Annotated in this window: 16 protein-coding genes; 4 read left to right on the top strand and 12 right to left on the bottom strand. The window is 32.1% G+C overall.

Annotation, left to right across the window (positions count from 1 at the left end; all coding sequences use genetic code 11):
• Positions 1-19: 19 nt before the first annotated feature.
• The 5 genes from glmM to greA all read right to left on the bottom strand — a co-directional run bounded on the left by glmM (position 20) and on the right by greA (position 5,653).
• Entirely contained in the window at positions 20-1,357 is a 1,338-nt protein-coding gene (gene glmM / locus BCI_RS03150) for a phosphoglucosamine mutase (protein ID WP_011520792.1), read from the bottom strand.
• Positions 1,354-2,220, bottom strand: a complete 867-nt coding sequence (gene folP, locus BCI_RS03155; RefSeq protein WP_011520793.1) for a dihydropteroate synthase — start codon at positions 2,218-2,220, stop codon at positions 1,354-1,356. Before folP ends, glmM begins: the two co-directional genes overlap by 4 nt.
• 108 nt (positions 2,221-2,328) lie before the next feature.
• Complete coding sequence (gene ftsH, locus BCI_RS03160) at positions 2,329-4,212, bottom strand: ATP-dependent zinc metalloprotease FtsH (RefSeq protein WP_011520794.1); 1,884 nt, start codon at positions 4,210-4,212, stop codon at positions 2,329-2,331.
• A 58-nt stretch (positions 4,213-4,270) separates the two neighbouring features.
• Complete coding sequence (gene rlmE / locus BCI_RS03165; protein ID WP_011520795.1) at positions 4,271-4,900, bottom strand: 23S rRNA (uridine(2552)-2'-O)-methyltransferase RlmE; 630 nt, start codon at positions 4,898-4,900, stop codon at positions 4,271-4,273.
• Positions 4,901-5,176: 276 nt separating this feature from the next.
• A complete protein-coding gene (gene greA / locus BCI_RS03170) occupies positions 5,177-5,653 on the bottom strand; it encodes a transcription elongation factor GreA (RefSeq protein WP_011520796.1) in 477 nt (158 codons plus the stop codon).
• Between the two features lie 202 nt (positions 5,654-5,855).
• Here greA and dacB point away from each other — a divergent pair, with 202 nt between their 5' ends.
• Positions 5,856-7,283: a serine-type D-Ala-D-Ala carboxypeptidase gene (gene dacB / locus BCI_RS03175; protein ID WP_011520797.1), complete on the top strand. Its 1,428-nt coding sequence runs from the start codon at positions 5,856-5,858 to the stop codon at positions 7,281-7,283.
• A 9-nt stretch (positions 7,284-7,292) separates the two neighbouring features.
• Here the strand turns inward: dacB and cgtA are convergent, their stop codons facing one another.
• From cgtA to rplU, 3 genes are read right to left on the bottom strand one after another with little or no spacing between them, the layout of a single operon-like run.
• Positions 7,293-8,303 carry an Obg family GTPase CgtA gene (gene cgtA / locus BCI_RS03180; RefSeq protein WP_011520798.1) on the bottom strand — a complete coding sequence of 337 codons (1,011 nt, stop codon included), beginning with the start codon at positions 8,301-8,303 and terminating at the stop codon, positions 7,293-7,295.
• Between the two features lie 51 nt (positions 8,304-8,354).
• A complete protein-coding gene (gene rpmA, locus BCI_RS03185) occupies positions 8,355-8,609 on the bottom strand; it encodes a 50S ribosomal protein L27 (RefSeq protein WP_011520799.1) in 255 nt (84 codons plus the stop codon).
• 14 nt (positions 8,610-8,623) lie between these two features.
• On the bottom strand, positions 8,624-8,935 hold the full coding sequence (gene rplU, locus BCI_RS03190) for a 50S ribosomal protein L21 (RefSeq protein WP_011520800.1): 312 nt from the start codon (positions 8,933-8,935) through the stop codon (positions 8,624-8,626).
• A 461-nt stretch (positions 8,936-9,396) separates the two neighbouring features.
• Here rplU and BCI_RS03195 point away from each other — a divergent pair, with 461 nt between their 5' ends.
• From BCI_RS03195 to rpiA, 3 genes are all read left to right on the top strand, one after another.
• The gene (locus BCI_RS03195) at positions 9,397-10,560 is read left to right on the top strand and encodes a phosphoglycerate kinase (RefSeq protein ID WP_011520801.1); all 1,164 of its coding nucleotides are present in this window, start codon (positions 9,397-9,399) and stop codon (positions 10,558-10,560) included.
• A gap of 78 nt (positions 10,561-10,638) precedes the next feature.
• Positions 10,639-11,715: a class II fructose-bisphosphate aldolase gene (gene fbaA, locus BCI_RS03200; RefSeq protein WP_011520802.1), complete on the top strand. Its 1,077-nt coding sequence runs from the start codon at positions 10,639-10,641 to the stop codon at positions 11,713-11,715.
• A gap of 141 nt (positions 11,716-11,856) precedes the next feature.
• Positions 11,857-12,528: a ribose-5-phosphate isomerase RpiA gene (rpiA, locus tag BCI_RS03205; protein WP_011520803.1), complete on the top strand. Its 672-nt coding sequence runs from the start codon at positions 11,857-11,859 to the stop codon at positions 12,526-12,528.
• Between the two features lie 52 nt (positions 12,529-12,580).
• Here rpiA and BCI_RS03210 read toward each other — a convergent pair whose 3' ends face one another.
• The 4 genes from BCI_RS03210 to guaB all read right to left on the bottom strand — a co-directional run bounded on the left by BCI_RS03210 (position 12,581) and on the right by guaB (position 17,408).
• A complete protein-coding gene (locus tag BCI_RS03210) occupies positions 12,581-13,189 on the bottom strand; it encodes a 5-formyltetrahydrofolate cyclo-ligase (RefSeq protein WP_011520804.1) in 609 nt (202 codons plus the stop codon).
• A 158-nt stretch (positions 13,190-13,347) separates the two neighbouring features.
• Complete coding sequence (gene thiD / locus BCI_RS03215; RefSeq protein ID WP_011520805.1) at positions 13,348-14,151, bottom strand: bifunctional hydroxymethylpyrimidine kinase/phosphomethylpyrimidine kinase; 804 nt, start codon at positions 14,149-14,151, stop codon at positions 13,348-13,350.
• A 169-nt stretch (positions 14,152-14,320) separates the two neighbouring features.
• Complete coding sequence (guaA, locus tag BCI_RS03220; RefSeq protein ID WP_011520806.1) at positions 14,321-15,901, bottom strand: glutamine-hydrolyzing GMP synthase; 1,581 nt, start codon at positions 15,899-15,901, stop codon at positions 14,321-14,323.
• Positions 15,902-15,950: 49 nt separating this feature from the next.
• Entirely contained in the window at positions 15,951-17,408 is a 1,458-nt protein-coding gene (guaB, locus tag BCI_RS03225) for an IMP dehydrogenase (protein WP_011520807.1), read from the bottom strand.
• Positions 17,409-17,603: the final 195 nt, after the last annotated feature.

Raw genomic sequence — 17,603 nt, forward strand, 5'->3', positions numbered from 1 at the left:
GAGTAATAAACAAGAAATATTAGCTAGATGCTTTTACAGCATCTGCTATATAATTTGCTAGGTCCGTTACCTGATTTTCATCTTTACCTTCTACCATAACTCGAATTATATTTTCCGTGCCGGATTTACGAATTAATATCCTTCCATGCTTCGCTAACTCTTGTTCAGCTACTTTACATGCATGTATGACTGTTGTTGATATTAGTGGGTTATATTTACTAGTTAAACATATATTAATTAATTTTTGAGGAAATAACTGTATATCTCTACATAGATTATGTAGAGTCATGCTATTATTTACCATAGCGGATAATACTTGTAGTCCAGCTATAATACCGTCACCAGTGGTATTATGGTCCAGCAAAATTACATGCCCAGAGTTTTCAGCACCAATACGCCAACCTGTCTCCTGCATCTTATTAAGTACATAACGATCTCCTACACTAGTCCGTATAAATGGAATCCCTAATCGTTTTAATGATAACTCTAATCCCATATTACTCATTAGAGTACCAACAACACCACCTACTAGTTTACCTTGTTGCATTTTATCACGTGCTATAATATATATTATTTGATCTCCATCTACTTTATACCCTAAATGATCAACCATGATCATCCTATCTCCATCGCCATCATAAGCAATACCAATATTAGCATTTTCTGCTAATACCCTATGCTGCAACTTCCGTATATCTGTGGTACCACAATCTTTATTGATATTCATACCATCTGGTTGACAACCTATAGCTACTACTTTAGCTCCTAATTCACGTAATATATTTGGCGCAATTTGGTAAGTTGCTCCATTTGCACAGTCAACAACAACTTTTAAACCATTAAGACTAATAGATTCTGAAAAAGTACCTTTACAAAACGCTATGTAGCGTTTTGCCGCATCATCTATTCTACTAATTCTCCCAAGCTTAGCTGATGCAACACATATCAGTTTTTTTCCTAATTCAGCTTCTATTGCTTGTTCAATAGCATCTGGAATCTTAGTACCTTCAATAGAAAAAAATTTAATACCATTATCATAAAATGGATTGTGGGAAGCTGAAATAACAATACCAGCCTCAGCTCGTAAAGTTTTAGTAAGATAAGCGATAGCAGGCGTAGGTATCGGCCCTGTAAAAACAGCAGACAGACCAGCCGATGCTAACCCTGCGTGTAAAACAGACTCGAGCATATAACCAGAGATACGTGTATCTTTACCAATAATAATTTTATTTGAACCGTGACGAGCTAATACCTTACCAGCTGCCCAACCAAGCTTTAGGATAAATTCAGGAGTGATCGGATTATCACCTACTTTACCGCGAATACCATCGGTACCAAAATATCTTTTTTTTTTCATATAAAAAACTTTTTCTTGGCGGATAGTGTAGCATTTACTACACGTAGTGCTTCAATAGTTTGCTTAACATCGTGAACACGAATAATTTTCACACCTTGCATAGCAGCGATTACTGCACAGGCTACACTGCCTAATACTCGTAGTTGAGGAGGTAGGTTATTCATAAGATGTCCTATCATTGATTTACGTGACATACCTACGAGTATAGGCATACCAAAACAATGTAAATCTGTTAGTCTAGCGAGTAAGCTATAATTATGTTCTACATTTTTTCCAAAACCAAAACCTGGATCAATAATTAGTCTATTCTTTTTAATACCATGTGCTTCACAGCGATTAATTTTTTCTGAAAAAAAAGCTTTTATTTCCGTTAAAATATCACGGTAAAAGGGTTCTTGCTGCATTGTTAGTGGTTCTCCCTGCATATGCATTATGCATATTGGTAAATTAGTAATAGCTGCTGCTTCTATTGCTCCAGGTTCACTAAGTGAGCGTACATCATTGATTAAATGTACCCCAACTGCTGCACTTTCACGTATAACAAGTGCCTTAGAAGTATCGACTGATATTAAGGCATCGAAACGTTTTACTAACGCAGTAATAACTGGTACTACCCGTTCTACTTCTTCATTAGCATCAATAATATTAGCCCCAGGACGAGTAGATTCTCCACCAACATCAATAATTTTAGCACCTGCATCAACCATAATAGCAGCATGATCAATAGCTGCTGAAAGAGTATGATATTTACCACCATCAGAAAAAGAGTCATAAGTAACATTTAAAATACCCATAACTTGGGTAACAGATAAATCTAACTTACGTTCATTACTTATTATTTTAGTAGATTTCTCTTGATCCATAGAAAACATAATTTATATTTAGTTAATATTAGCTAATGTTAGATATAATTATTAATTATCCATAATCTATAATAGAAGAAGAGACTATGTACATGATACTTATTAACTTTAACTAGATATAGTATGCATAGCTTGACAGTTAATATTATTACGATAGTCATTATCTAACTTCTTTATATCCCAACCAGCTGGTGGACGTATTGAAGATTTACGTGACATTAGATCATCAATTTGAATAGCATCAATAGTCTCATATTTCATAAGTGCATCTTTCATTGCATGTAGTATATCTATATTTTTAACAAGTAATGTATGTGCACGTAGGTAATTACGTTCAATAATTAATCTAATTTCTTGGTCAATAATACGGGCAGTTTCATCGGACATATGTTTTCCTTTCCCGACGGAACGACCTAGAAAAACTTCATTTTCTTCTTCTATATATAATAAAGGACCTAATTTATCTGAAAAACCCCATTGAGTAACCATATTACGAGCAATTGTAGTAGCAACTTTAATATCATTAGAGGCTCCAGTAGAAACTTTAGCTGAACCATAAATAATCTCTTCTGCTAAACGTCCTCCATATAAAGTAGAAATTTGACTTTCTAGTTTTTGACGACTTGCACTAATTATGTCTCCTTCTGGCAGGAAGAAAGTAACACCTAGAGCACGTCCACGAGGAATAATAGTAACCTTATGTACGGGATCATGATCTGGTACTAAACGACCAATAATCGCATGACCTGCTTCATGATATGCCGTAGATTCTTTCTGTGCTTCAGTCATTACCATAGATCTACGTTCAGTACCCATCATTATTTTATCTTTTGCCTTTTCAAACTCCGCTATTGAGACAACATTCTTGCTATATCGAGCAGCAAAAAGTGCAGCTTCGTTTACTAAGTTAGCTAAATCAGCTCCAGAAAAACCTGGTGTTCCACGTGCTATAATAGAAGCATCTATATCAGATGCAAGCGGAACACGACGCATATGTACTTTAAGAATTTGTTCTCTACCACGTACATCTGGTAAACCAACTACTACTTGACGATCAAAACGACCAGGTCGCAATAATGCTGGATCTAATACATCAGGTCGGTTAGTAGCTGCGATAATAATAATTCCCTCATTACCTTCAAAACCATCCATTTCTACTAACATTTGGTTTAAAGTTTGTTCACGTTCATCATGACCACCTCCTAGTCCTGTTCCCCGTTGACGACCAACAGCATCTATTTCATCAATAAAAATAATACATGGTGATGTTTTTTTAGCTTGATCAAACATATCACGTACGCGTGATGCTCCAACACCGACAAACATTTCAACAAAATCTGAACCAGATATTGTAAAGAATGGCACTTTTGCCTCTCCAGCAATAGCTTTAGCTAGTAATGTTTTACCAGTTCCAGGAGGACCAACCATTAATATGCCTTTAGGTATTTTACCACCTAATTTTTGAAAACGACTGGGTTCTCGTAGATAATCTATTAGTTCACTAACTTCTTCTTTTGCTTCATCACAACCAGCTACATCATCAAAAGTAGTTTTAACTTGATCTTCTGCTAGCATACGTGCTTTGCTTTTTCCGAAAGAAATTGCTCCTTTACCACCTCCCTGTATTTGCCGCATAAAGAACACCCAGACTCCAATGAGTAATAGCATTGGGAACCATGATATAAATATTGAAGTTAGTAAGCTAGGTTCTTCTGGTGGTTCACCAACTATTTTGACATTCTTAGTCAAAAGAATATCTAGTAGCTTAGGATCATTAACAGGTATAATAGTAATATACTGGTGACTATCTTTTTTTATTACGGTAATTTCACGACCATTAATATGTACTTCTTTAACTTGATCTTGATTTAATTCGGATATAAAAGTCGAGTAATCTACTTTGCGTCTATTTAATTCGCTAGTCCCGAAGTTTTGAAATAATGACATCAGCACTATTGCGATGACTAACCAAAGAATTAGGTTCTTCGCCATGTCACTCAAGGAATTAACCTCATATTAAAACAACTTTAACAATTTATATTAGAGAGTATTATATTTTGTGCCCCTTTGCTATAAGGTAAACTTCACGAGAACGTGAACGTGAAGCATCTGGTTTAATAATCTTTACTGTATTAAATAAGGCATGCATGCTACATATATACTCATAAAAACCATCTCCCTGAAATACTTTTACTATAAAAGTACCACCAGGTATTAAAAGATACCGGCACATTTTTAATGCTTTTTCTACTAGATACATCGATTTTGGTATATCTATCTCTGGTTTCCCACTAAAATTAGGAGACATATCTGATAATATTACCTGTGCTTTTTTGTTTTCTAATCGTTGAAGTATTGCTTGTAATACTTGTTTATTACAAAAATCTCCTTGGATAAAATCCACTCCAGATAAAGGAGACATATAACGTAAATCACAAGCAATAACATGCCCATTTTTTCCAATTTGAGTAGTTACATATTGTGACCAACTACCAGGTGCTGCACCAAGATCTATAATAGTCATGTATGGTTGAAATAACCTATCACTTTTTTGTATTTGATCTAGTTTAAACCAAGCACGTGAACGTAGTCCTTTTTTTTGTGCTTGCACAACATATTTATCTTTTAAAGATTCTTGGAGCCAGCGATTAGAACTAGCAGAACGTTTTTTAGCACACATATAACTCTATATTAATAGAAAATAGGGATGCAAAACTAATATATAGGGTATTTTACTTACATAATATACTATGGAACAATATAAAAGGTAATATGACTATATATAAAATAGCATTTTATATATATTTTATCCTGTAAAAAAATAAAATTACTTATTTACTGGGGAAAATAAAGTTAAAAATATAAAAAATACTGATAAAAGATACTATTATATCCAGTATCTTAGCAAGATCTATACTAAGATATTAATTTATAATACTAACATTCGTTTATCTTATTAAAGATATTCAATTTTTAAAATCTGGTACTTGACTTCACCTCTAGGTGTTTTTATTAAAACAATATCACCTTTTTTTTTACCAATTAAGCCACGAGCTATTGGTGAACTAATAGAAATGAGATTGTGTTTAAAATTTGCTTCATCATCACCAACTATACGATAAGTCTGTTCCTCATTAATATTTAAATTCTGTACGCTAACTGTGACACCGAAAACTACTTTTCCACTAGGAAATAGTTTAGTAACATCAATAATCTGTGCATGAGAAAGCTTAGATTCAATCTCTTGGATTCTACCTTCGCAAAACCCTTGCTGTTCGCGTGCTGCATGATATTCAGCATTTTCTTTTAGATCTCCATATTCACGAGCTTCTGCAATATTGCGAATAATTTCAGGACGACGTACATTTTTCAAATAATTTAGTTCTTCTCGTAGTTGTTCAGCCCCGCGTAAAGTCATGGGTATTTGATTCATAATGATACCTTTACATTTCGATGTATACCATACTCTTTAAGGAAGAATCTTATATAAATTAGATTAATTAGGTATATTTATAGTCTTATGTTAATCAAATTAATATTAGAAATTATAGTTTCAATTTGCGGTTATCGTTTACTTTATACCCATTCTCACCTTAGTATGACAGTAAGTTATATTTATTTTTATACCTAAAATTATGCGTTTTACAAAAATTATTATATGTTTGATTAGTGTTGTAACATTTTCAGCACAAGCTACTACGATTAAAAAATATATTTCATTTTTACCAAAAGGCACTAATCTAGCGCTTATGGTACAAAAAGTTGGAGCTCAATATCCTATTATTGATTATCATAGTCAGCAGTTATCACAACCTGCTAGTACAATAAAATTATTAACTGCGCTAGCAGCATTACTACAACTAGGACCTACTTATCGTTTTCAAACTTTCTTTGAAACAGCTGTTTTGCCAACTACAGGAATATTGCACGGCGACTTAATTGCTCGTTTTGGCGGTGATCCAACTATGACAAGTAAAAGATTACGTGTTATGGTTGCAAAACTACGTAAAGAAGGCATTAAACAAATAACAGGCAACTTAATCATCGATACATCAATATTTATTAATGACGATAGAGCTCCAGGTTGGAGATGGAGTGATCTAACTAAATGCTTTAGTACTCCACCAGGAGCTGCTATTATTGATCATAACTGCTTTAGTATTTTACTTTACAGCGGAAAGACTATAGGTGATAAGGCTAATATTAAGATTTCTTCTTACTATCCTGTACATATATTTAGTCAAGTACGCACGCTTGCAAGCCGATCAAAAGAATACTGTAAACTTAATATTATACCTGATAAACTAAATAGTTTTAAATTAACTGGCTGTATGACGTACCGTAATAAACCACTACCATTAACATTTGCAGTACAGGATGGAGCATACTATGTAGGTTCTATCTTACAGAAAGAATTTAAACAGGCAAATATAGTATTTAATGGTACTATTTTACATAAAAATATACTTAAAAAACAAAGTCATGTTCTTGTACAATCATCGTCTGCGCCATTACATAATTTATTACATATAATGCTAAAAAAATCTGATAATTTGATCGCAGATACGGTTTTTCGTATAATAGGTCATGAATTTTTTCAAGCTCCTAGTAACTGGAGTACTAGTTCTGACGCTGTTCGCAAAATTATACAACAGCAAACAGGCATAAACCTTGGTAATACTATTCAGGTTGATGGATCTGGTTTATCACGCCATAATCTCATTTCTCCTGCTATAATGATGCGTATTCTCCAATATATAGGAGAACATGATAAACAATTAAATTTTATTTCTATGCTACCATTAGCTGGTTATGATGGTACACTTACATATCGTACTAGCCTACATAAAGCAGGAGTATATGGTAAACTATCAGCTAAAACTGGTTCATTGCAAAATGTCTACAATTTAGCTGGTTTTTTAACTACTTCTCGTGGCCAACGTTTGGCTTTCGTTCAATATTTATCTGGGTATACTACTTCTACTAAAAATATATCAGCACGTAAAATACCATTAATATGTTTTGAACATCAGCTATATAAAGATCTTTATCAGCAAAACTAAATGTTAGTATTATTTGTTTTTATTTATAAATAACATTATATCTCTACACAAAGTTTTAATACCTTGATGATTCATTGCTGAAATAAGGTAATAGTTATGTTTCTGGTTAAGAGCATCGCTAATAGTTTGCGCTATATTAAGAGCTTCTCTTTTATCGATTAAGTCTAATTTATTAAAAACTAACCAGCTTGGTTTAGTAGCTAGCTTTTCGCTATAACGCTTTAACTCATTTATAATAATGGAAGCGTTTTCTACAGGAGAAGATTGATCAGCAGGTGCTAAATCAATAAGATGCAAAAGAATTCGACAACGTTCTAGATGCTTTAAAAATCTAATACCAAGACCTGCACCATCTGCAGCACCTTTAATTAATCCTGGAATATCAGCAATAATAAAACTTTGCTTCTTATGAACTTGTACTACCCCTAGATTAGGAACTAGAGTGGTAAAGGGATAATTAGCAACCTTAGGTTTTGCAGCAGATACAGCTCGAATTAATGTTGACTTACCAACATTAGGTAGACCTAATAACCCAACATCAGCTAATAATATTAACTCTAACTGTAGCCTACGAATCTCACCTTTAGTTCCATTAGTTTTTTTGCGTGGTGTACAATTAGCAGATGATTTAAAATGATTATTACCTAACCCTCGTAATCCACCTTTAGCAACTAATAAGTACTGTTGATGTACTATTAAATCACCAAGTATTTCATTAGTATTCTGATCAACAACTCTAGTACCAATAGGAACTTTAATAGTAAGATCTTTACCACATTTACCAGTAAAATTTTTTCCTTGTCCATGTTTTCCATTTTCAGCATGGAAATTATGTTGAAAATGATAATCAATAAGGGTATTTAGATTCTCATCTGCTTGTAACCATACGTTACCACCATTACCACCGTCTCCGCCTTCTGCAGGACCAAAAGGGATATATTTTTCACGACGAAAACTTATACAACCATTACCACCATCACCAGCAGCAACTATAATAGTTGCTTCATCAATAAATTTCATTTAAATTTTATGAATTGACTATTATATTTATCGATAAATTAGTATTTATTATCATTCTGTTATAATACTTATAAACTTACGATTACCTTTTTTAGTTTGAAAGTGCACTTTTCCTTTAGTTAGGGCAAAAAGAGTATGATCTTTACCACATCCTACGTTAGTTCCAGGGTGGAATTTCGTTCCACGTTGACGAATAATAATACTACCTGCTTTTGCTATTTGATGACCAAAAATTTTTACACCTAATCGTTTACTCTCTGAGTCACGACCATTACGTGTAGAACCACCAGCCTTTTTATGTGCCATAATTATGCTTTCTTTTAATAACTAACATTAATAATTTCAAGGTCAGTAAACCACTGACGATGACTCTGATGTTTGCGAAAATGTTTACGACGACGAAACTTAATAATATGTAATTTTTTACTACGACCATGAGCAATTACTTTTGCCGTAATTTTACTATTATGAAGAATAGGATCACCAATATAAATATTATCTTCATCATTAATCATCATGATATCATGAAACTCAATAGTACTACCTGTTGCAACATTTAGTTTTTCAAGGCGGATAGTTTGACCTTCTTTTACTTGATATTGTTTACCACCACTTTGAAAAATTGCGTACATTAAAAGCTCCTTATTTGCTCTGTTGTTTTTCGTTTGTACAACAGTAAAAATATATTATGCATATTTTTATTGAAAAACAATTTTTCTTTATTTTTTACTAATTATTTAATTAAATTAATCAATTAGTAAGACAATAATATAATTATTTCTAATTTAATTAGCTGAACTGTAATATTAACAATATAAGCATATATAACAAAAATAATAATTTTGCTTAAGTGAAAATGACTATTATAGTATATATTTTACATATATTATACATTAATATTATTTAATTATCAGAATAATAATTCTAAGTATAGATTAAAAATCTTAGAAAGATTTAATAAATTTAGGTGTAATACATTTATATATATATCTTATTAGTTATCTTCAAAAATCAGCTCCAAAATATTGAGCTATTACTCACATTAAGTTAATTTTTTAACATTATTTAACTATTTTAAAAAAGAGAACTAATAATGGCAGTAACTAAAATAACAGATTTAAATCTAAAGAATAAGCGTGTTTTAATTCGTGCTGATTTAAATGTACCCATCAAAGATGGGCAAATTACTTCTTATGCGCGTATTAATGCATCCTTACCTACTATAATAACAGTACTCAAACAAGGAGCTGCAAGTGTAATGGTTACTTCTCATCTAGGTAGACCTACTGAAGGTCAATACGATGAGAATTTATCTCTATATAGAGTAGTTAATTATCTACAACAAAAAATATCAATTCCAGTTAGGCTCATAAAAGATTACCTAAATGGGATTAGTTTCACAGAAAAACAGCTGTTAGTGCTAGAAAATGTTCGTTTTAATAAAGGTGAAACAAAGAATGATGAAACACTAGCTAAACAATATGCAGCATTATGTGATATATTTATTATGGACGCTTTTGGTACTGCTCATAGAGCTCATGCTTCAACTTATGGCATAGCAAAATATGCTCCTCTAGTTTGTGCTGGTTTATTATTATACAATGAGTTAGAAGTACTAAGTAAAGCTTTAAATCAACCGGTACGTCCAATGGTTGCTATTGTTGGTGGTTCAAAAGTTTCGACAAAACTAATGTTGTTAAATAAACTATCTAAAATATCTGATCACCTAATAGTAGGTGGCGGTATTGCAAATACTTTCCTTGCAGCACAAGGTTATAATGTTGGCCAATCTTTATTAGAACCAAATTTAATTAATAAAGCAAAACAGTTACTAAAATATAAAAATATTTTATTACCTACCGATGTACGTGTATCTCAGGAATTAGATAATGCTGCAACTTTAAAGCATATCCGAGAAGTCGGTAATAATGAAAAAATTTTTGATATCGGTGATGAATCTGCTAATAGATTTGCAAAAATATTACAACAAGCCAAAACCATTCTATGGAATGGTCCAGTTGGCGCATTTGAATTGACTCACTTTCGTCAAGGTACTAAAATATTAGCTAATGCTATTGTTAGCAGTAATGCTTTTTCTATTGCTGGTGGTGGAGATACACTAGCTGCTATAGATTATTTTAATCTTAATGATAAGATTTCCTACCTTTCAACCGGTGGAGGTGCTTTTCTATCATTTATTGAAGGTAAAACTCTGCCTGCAGTAGCTATGCTCATAGAACGTAACAAAAATAATTAGACTATTTCATATAACTGCTAGTTAACTACTATGTTTATAATGTATTCATCTTAATTTAAAGATGAAGGATTACAAATAATGTCTAAAATTTTTGCTTTCCTCAAACCTGGAGTAATTACAGGTGATGATGTTCAGTTAGTATTTGCTATAGCAAAAGAGAATAAATTGGCTTTACCAGCTATTAACTGTATAAATACAGATTCTATCAATGCGGCATTAGAAGCAGCTGTTAAAGTAAGAGCCCCTCTTATTATACAATTTTCCTATGGAGGAGCTGCTTTTATGGCTGGTACAGGTATTAATCCTATAAAACAAAATGCAGCAGTATTAGGAGCCATATCCGGAGCATTATACGTACATTATATAGCCGAACATTATAATATTCCTGTAATGTTACATACTGATCATTGTGTAAAAAAAAATTTAGCTTGGCTTGATGAGCTACTTATAGCTGATAAAAAATATTTTATTACTACAGGTAAGCCTCTTTTTTCCTCACATATGATAGATCTTTCTCAAGAATCATTAGAAGATAATATAAACATTAGTACAGAATACTTAACTAAAATGGATGAAATCAACCTTACATTAGAAATAGAATTAGGATGTACTGGCGGAGAAGAAGATGGTATTGACCATAGTAATATAGATCAATCAATGTTATATACACAACCTAAAGACGTTGCTTATGCCTATGAAAAATTACAAAATATTAGCCAAAGATTTATAATTGCAGCAACTTTTGGGAATACACATGGTGTTTATAAGCCAGGTAATGTACAACTTCAGCCTAAAATCCTTTATCAATCTCAGAAACTAGTTTCTAAAAAATTTAAACTACCGGATAATTATCTAAATTTCGTTTTTCATGGAGGTTCTGGTTCTTCTATAGAAGAAATAAAAGAAGCTATTGGTTATGGTGTAGTTAAAATGAATATTGATACAGATATTCAGTGGGCTACTTGGAACGGTATTTTACAATATTATAAGAGAAACAAAGGTTATCTACAAAGTCAATTAGGTAATATACATGATGCTTATAAACCAAATAAAAAGTTTTATGATCCACGTGTTTGGATTCGTGCTGGACAAATATCTATGGTTAATCGAATTAAATTAGCTTTTCAAGAACTTAATGCTATTAATTTATTATAAGCATACATATTCTTATATGAATAACCAAATAAACAATCATTAAATATACACTAACAAGCATAGTTTCAGTTAATAAAAGATATTAATAATGATATTATTAATTTATTTTCTCTTTCATTTTAAAATAGAAAAAATAAAATCATGATGCATGAAAAGCTCAAAAAAGCTGTTGGCTGGGCAGCATTAGAATATGTAAGTTCTGGGATGATTATTGGGGTAGGAACAGGTTCTACTACTGATCACTTTATCGATGCACTAGGTACAGTAAAGCATAAAATTGAAGGTGTAGTATCCAGTTCTGAACAGTCAACTACTAAGCTAAAAAGTATGGGAATACTACTTTTTAACCTAAATGATGTAGATGGTTTAGATATATACGTTGATGGTACTGACGAAATAAATAGTAATATGCAGATGATAAAAGGTGGTGGTGCAGCTCTAACACGTGAAAAAGTTCTTGCAGCTGCAGCAAATAAATTTATCTGTATTGCAGATACTAGCAAACAAGTTGATATTTTAGGCAACTTTCCTTTGCCTATTGAAGTAATTCCAATGGCCCATGCTTGGGTAGCACGAGAATTAGTGCATTTGACCGGTGGTTTACCTAAATATCGTCAAGGTGTCATAACTGATAATGGTAATATTATTTTAGATATATATAACTTAAAAATTTTAGATGCTATTGCATTAGAAAAAATTATTAATAATATACCAGGTGTTGTTACTGTTGGGCTTTTTGCTAATCGTTGTGCTGATATAGCACTTATTAGCAGTGATCTGGGTATTGAAGAAATAAGTAGATCTATCAAATAGATCTATCTTCTTAATTAAGAAGATTACCCGAATAATTACTGGGTAATTAGTATTATTTTAACGCTATATTCCAATGCCAATGACAAGAAGGAGTAATAACTTCTGGCAAAGGGATATCCCATTTTTCAGTAGGTATAGCTTCTGTTTGATATTGACAATCATAAGCTAAACCAATTGGACAAAAAGTAAACTCACCCGTATACCAAGAGTATAACATACGATCATAAAAACCACCACCCATACCTAGTCTATTACCATAATTATCAAAAGCTACTAGTGGAATAAAGCAAATATCTAGCTGGTTTAGTAATAATAATGTTGTTACATCTAACTGTGGTTCATAAATGTTAAGACGGTTAATTACTAATGGTGTATTAGGGTTATATTGCATAAAAAGTAAATGACCAGGAGCAAAAGGGTGTAATACAGGTAGATAAACTATTTTAGTTTCTTTCCATAACATATTAATTAATAAATTAGTATTAATTTCATTATCAAAAGATAAAAATATTGCTAATTTATTTGCTCGTTGGATTCTTTTATCTTTTAATGCTCTTAATGCAAGCATTTTAGCATATTGATATTGCTGTTTTTTAGTTAACATACGACGTTGCATACGAACATTATCTCGTATACTTTGACGTTTAAGATATTTATCCATAGTACTATAATAACAAATATAATTATTATATAGATTATATATCTATATCAAAATATATCATAAATAATCTAATTGTTTAGTTAAAAATAAAATTAATTTATCTAAATAAATTAGAATTAAGATGGTATATATTATAATTTTTATATAATATGATTATATCACCACCACTTATAGAAATGATGAATTGGTCCTTTTCCTTGTCCTACATGTAGTTTATCTGCATGTAATATTGCTTTTTGTAACCAATTTTTTGCAACTTCTATTGTTTGCTTCCAATTATCGTAACGTGGACGTAATGCTGCAATAGCAGCAGAAAAAGTACATCCTGTACCGTGGGTATTTTTAGTCTGTACACGTGGACTAGTAAAACGTACCTCTTGTTCAGAAGTAACTAACCAGTCAGGACTATCAATGCTTATTAAGTGTCCTCCTTTCATTAACACAGCTTTACAACCATAATTTAATAGTTGTCTACCTTGTAGGCACATCTGATCCTCATTTTTTGCAAGTTTACAACCTAATAATACCGCTGCTTCTGGTAAATTTGGCGTAATAATAGATGCAAGTGGTAATAATTTATTTTGTAAAATCTTAATATCATCTTTAGCTAGAAGTTGATCACCGCTTTTAGCTTTCATAACAGTATCTAATACTATCCAAGGAATCGAATGATTTTCGAGAAGAGCAGAAACTACACGAATAGTAGTTGCTTGACATAATAAGCCAATTTTAACACTATCAATTTGTATATCATTAAAAACAGAATTTAGTTGTTCAGTAACACAATCTCCACTAAGAGGATATATTGCCTGTATGCCATATGTATTTTGAGCAATAATACATGTAATAACTGAAGCCCCATAAGTACCTAAAGCGGAAAAAGTCTTTAAATCTGCTTGAATCCCTGCTCCACTACTAGGATCAGTCCCAGCAATACTTAAGATATTATTTATCTTTTTCATGATAAATCCTTTATCTATTAGGATCTAATTTAAATATTATTATGGAGCAATTTATTAAATCTAGATATATTTAGTAGTTTAGTTAGCTATATATAGAATAGTTTAAACTATGTTCTTCTTAATAAGAAATATTTATTTTTGCTCATATATCACATACTACTTAGAAGTATCATTCCCATTCAATAGTTGCAGGTGGTTTACCTGAAATATCATATACTACACGAGATATACCATCAATTTCATTAATAATACGATTAGATACCAGTTCTAAAAAATCATAAGATAAATGAGACCAATTAGCAGTCATAAAATCAATTGTTTCTACTGCACGAAGTGAAATGACTCTTTCATATTTACGGCTATCACCCATCACTCCAACTGAATATATAGGTAGTAAAACCGCAAAAGCTTGACTTACTTTATAGTAGAGTTTAGCCTTATAAAGTTCTTCTATGAAAATTAAATCTGCTTTCCGTAGCAAATCACAATCTTCCTTTTTTACTTCTCCTAATATTCTTATTCCTAATCCAGGTCCTGGAAAAGGATGACGATAAAGCATATGAAACGGTAATCCAAGTTCTAAACCTATTTTACGTACTTCATCTTTAAATAAGTTTTTTAAAGGTTCTATGAGCTTCAAATTTAAAGTATTAGGCAAACCACCTACATTATGATGTGATTTTATCACATTAGTTAAACTAACATGAGATATAGCAGATTCTATTATATCGGGATATATAGTACCTTGCGCTAGCCAAGTTGCTGTTTTGGTTAAGCTTCTAGCTTGTTCTTCAAAAATTTCACTAAATAATCTTCCGATAATTTTTCTTTTTTCTTCAGGATTATAAATACCAGCTAGTGCTCTCAAAAAACGATCTTCAGATCTAACATAAATAATATTCAGGCTCAAGTTCTTACTGAATATTTCTCGTATATTACTTGCTTCATTATAGCGCAGTAAGCCATTATCAATAAAAATACACGTAAGATTCACACCTATAGCATAATGTAGTAACATTGCTGTTACTGTAGAATCGACACCACCTGATAATCCTAGAACTACATTTTCTTTACCTACCTGTTCTTTAATATGGTTAATTATGTTTTCTTTAATATTATTAGGTGTCCATCTTCCTTGACAAGAACATATATCTAGTACAAAGCGTTTTAGTATATTATGTCCCTGACAAGTATGAGTAACTTCAGGGTGAAATTGTATACCATAAAAACGTTTTTTTTCATTAGCAATAATAGCAAATGGACAAGTAGTAGTTCTACCAACAATAATAAAATCTGGTGGAATAGAGGTTATATTATCGCTATGACTCATCCATACATTTAATATTGGTTGATTATTATTGATCAGGTCTTGAATGTTTCTTGTTAGCGGACTATCAGCTATTATAACTACCTGAGCATAACCAAATTCGCGTCTTAGCATATCCTGATTTACTTTTCCACCAAGTTGTATAGCTATTGTTTGCATGCCATAGCAAACACCTAATACAGGTACGCCAGCCATAAAAATATATGGTGATGCTCGAGGACTATCTATTGTTAGAGTACTTTCTGGACCACCAGAAAGAATAATTCCATTAGGAGCAAACTCACGTATTTGTGCTTCAGTTATATCCCAAGCTCTAAGTTCACAATATACTCCTAATTCACGTACTCGACGAACTAATAATTGAGCATACTGAGAACCAAAGTTAAGAATAAGAATTCTTGATGTATAGATATTTTCTATCATGTCATAATAAGTATTAATATTAGAATATTTATTCTAAAGCTAAACTAAATTAGCCCATCCGATAGTTAGGAGGTTCTTTAGTTATATCAACATTGTGGACATGGCTCTCCTTAATTCCTGCACCACTAATACGCACAAATTCTGCCTTAGTACGTAACTCTTCAATAGTAGCGCAACCAGTTAATCCCATACATGAACGTAATCCTCCTATTTGCTGATGAATTATTTCTATTAAGCTTCCTTTATATGCTACACGTCCTTCGATACCCTCTGGTACTAGCTTATTGGCGACTTGATCGTTTTGGAAATAACGATAAGAAGCACCTTGCGACATAGCTCCAATTGAACCCATACCACGATAACATTTAAATGACCTACCCTGATATAGTTCAATATCTCCCGGTGATTCTTCTGTACCAGCTAGTAGTGAACCAACCATAACACAATGAGCACCAGCTGCAATTGCTTTAGCTATATCGCCTGAAAAACGAATCCCACCATCTGCAATAACTGGTATATTAGTACCTTTAAGTGCTTCTACGACATCCGCAATAGCGGTAATTTGTGGTACACCAACGCCTGTAATAATCCTAGTGGTACATATTGAACCAGGACCTATCCCAACTTTTACAGCACTAGCTCCTGCGTCTATTAGTGCAAGCGCACCAGCTCCAGTGGCAACATTACCTCCTATGATATCAAGTTCAGGATATTTAGCGCGAGCTAGACGTATACCTTGTAGTACTCCTTCCGAATGACCATGTGAAGAATCAATCAGCAGAACATCAACACCTACAGCTACTAAAGCTTCTATACGTTCGTAATCAATTGCACCAACTGCTGCTCCTACACGTAAACGACCATGTTGATCTTTACAAGCATTCGGTTTTCTTTCAGCTTTTTGGAAATCTTTTACAGTAATCATACCTAATAAGTTAAATTTATTATCAACTACTAGAGCTTTTTCAATACGCTTTTCGTACATTTTCATTAATACTACTTCACGTGACTCAACTGCGGTGACTGTTACTAATCTTTCTTTAGGAGTCATAACAGTAGCTACTGGTAAGTTTAGATCCGTAATAAAACGAACATCACGATTAGTGATAATACCAACTAATTTTTTGTTATTAGTTACTACTGGATAACCAGCAAAACCATTACGAGTAGTTAATGCCTTTACTTCTAATAGTGTTGTATCAGGAGTAACGCATTGTGGGTTAATTACAACACCACTCTCATAACGTTTAACACGTTTTACTTCTTCTATTTGGTACTGTATAGACATATTTTTATGAATAAAACCTATACCTCCTTCTTGTGCTAAAGCAATAGCTAATCTAGATTCAGTAACAGTATCCATAGCTGCAGATAAAATAGGAATATTTAGTTTTATTTTTGTAGTTAATTGAGTACCTAAATATGCATTATTAGGCAATACTATAGAATATGCAGGAAGGAGCATAACATCATCAAAGGTTAAAGCTTCTTTAGTAATACGTAACATAGTAAGATCTTACCAAATTTAATAAGAAATGATAACATATTGTTATAGCATTATACAGAATGCAATTTATTGAATTTATTACTAGAGAATTATTTTATAATATTGTTATTATAAAGATATAATATTATCTATACTATATATATAGTAGTTCTGTTTTTTGCTTCAAAACTAATATTTAGCTTGTTTATTGAAATG

This window comes from Baumannia cicadellinicola str. Hc (Homalodisca coagulata) (assembly GCF_000013185.1).
In the GTDB taxonomy this organism is placed as follows: domain Bacteria; phylum Pseudomonadota; class Gammaproteobacteria; order Enterobacterales; family Enterobacteriaceae; genus Baumannia; species Baumannia cicadellinicola_E.

Coding starts and splice junctions, on each gene's coding strand:
- glmM (WP_011520792.1), bottom strand. CDS start 1,357: ATGAAAAAAAAAAGATATTTTGGTACCGATGGTATTCGCGGTAAAGTA.
- folP (WP_011520793.1), bottom strand. CDS start 2,220: ATGGATCAAGAGAAATCTACTAAAATAATAAGTAATGAACGTAAGTTA.
- ftsH (WP_011520794.1), bottom strand. CDS start 4,212: ATGGCGAAGAACCTAATTCTTTGGTTAGTCATCGCAATAGTGCTGATG.
- rlmE (WP_011520795.1), bottom strand. CDS start 4,900: ATGTGTGCTAAAAAACGTTCTGCTAGTTCTAATCGCTGGCTCCAAGAA.
- greA (WP_011520796.1), bottom strand. CDS start 5,653: ATGAATCAAATACCCATGACTTTACGCGGGGCTGAACAACTACGAGAA.
- dacB (WP_011520797.1), top strand. CDS start 5,856: ATGCGTTTTACAAAAATTATTATATGTTTGATTAGTGTTGTAACATTT.
- cgtA (WP_011520798.1), bottom strand. CDS start 8,303: ATGAAATTTATTGATGAAGCAACTATTATAGTTGCTGCTGGTGATGGT.
- rpmA (WP_011520799.1), bottom strand. CDS start 8,609: ATGGCACATAAAAAGGCTGGTGGTTCTACACGTAATGGTCGTGACTCA.
- rplU (WP_011520800.1), bottom strand. CDS start 8,935: ATGTACGCAATTTTTCAAAGTGGTGGTAAACAATATCAAGTAAAAGAA.
- BCI_RS03195 (WP_011520801.1), top strand. CDS start 9,397: ATGGCAGTAACTAAAATAACAGATTTAAATCTAAAGAATAAGCGTGTT.
- fbaA (WP_011520802.1), top strand. CDS start 10,639: ATGTCTAAAATTTTTGCTTTCCTCAAACCTGGAGTAATTACAGGTGAT.
- rpiA (WP_011520803.1), top strand. CDS start 11,857: ATGATGCATGAAAAGCTCAAAAAAGCTGTTGGCTGGGCAGCATTAGAA.
- BCI_RS03210 (WP_011520804.1), bottom strand. CDS start 13,189: ATGGATAAATATCTTAAACGTCAAAGTATACGAGATAATGTTCGTATG.
- thiD (WP_011520805.1), bottom strand. CDS start 14,151: ATGAAAAAGATAAATAATATCTTAAGTATTGCTGGGACTGATCCTAGT.
- guaA (WP_011520806.1), bottom strand. CDS start 15,901: ATGATAGAAAATATCTATACATCAAGAATTCTTATTCTTAACTTTGGT.
- guaB (WP_011520807.1), bottom strand. CDS start 17,408: ATGTTACGTATTACTAAAGAAGCTTTAACCTTTGATGATGTTATGCTC.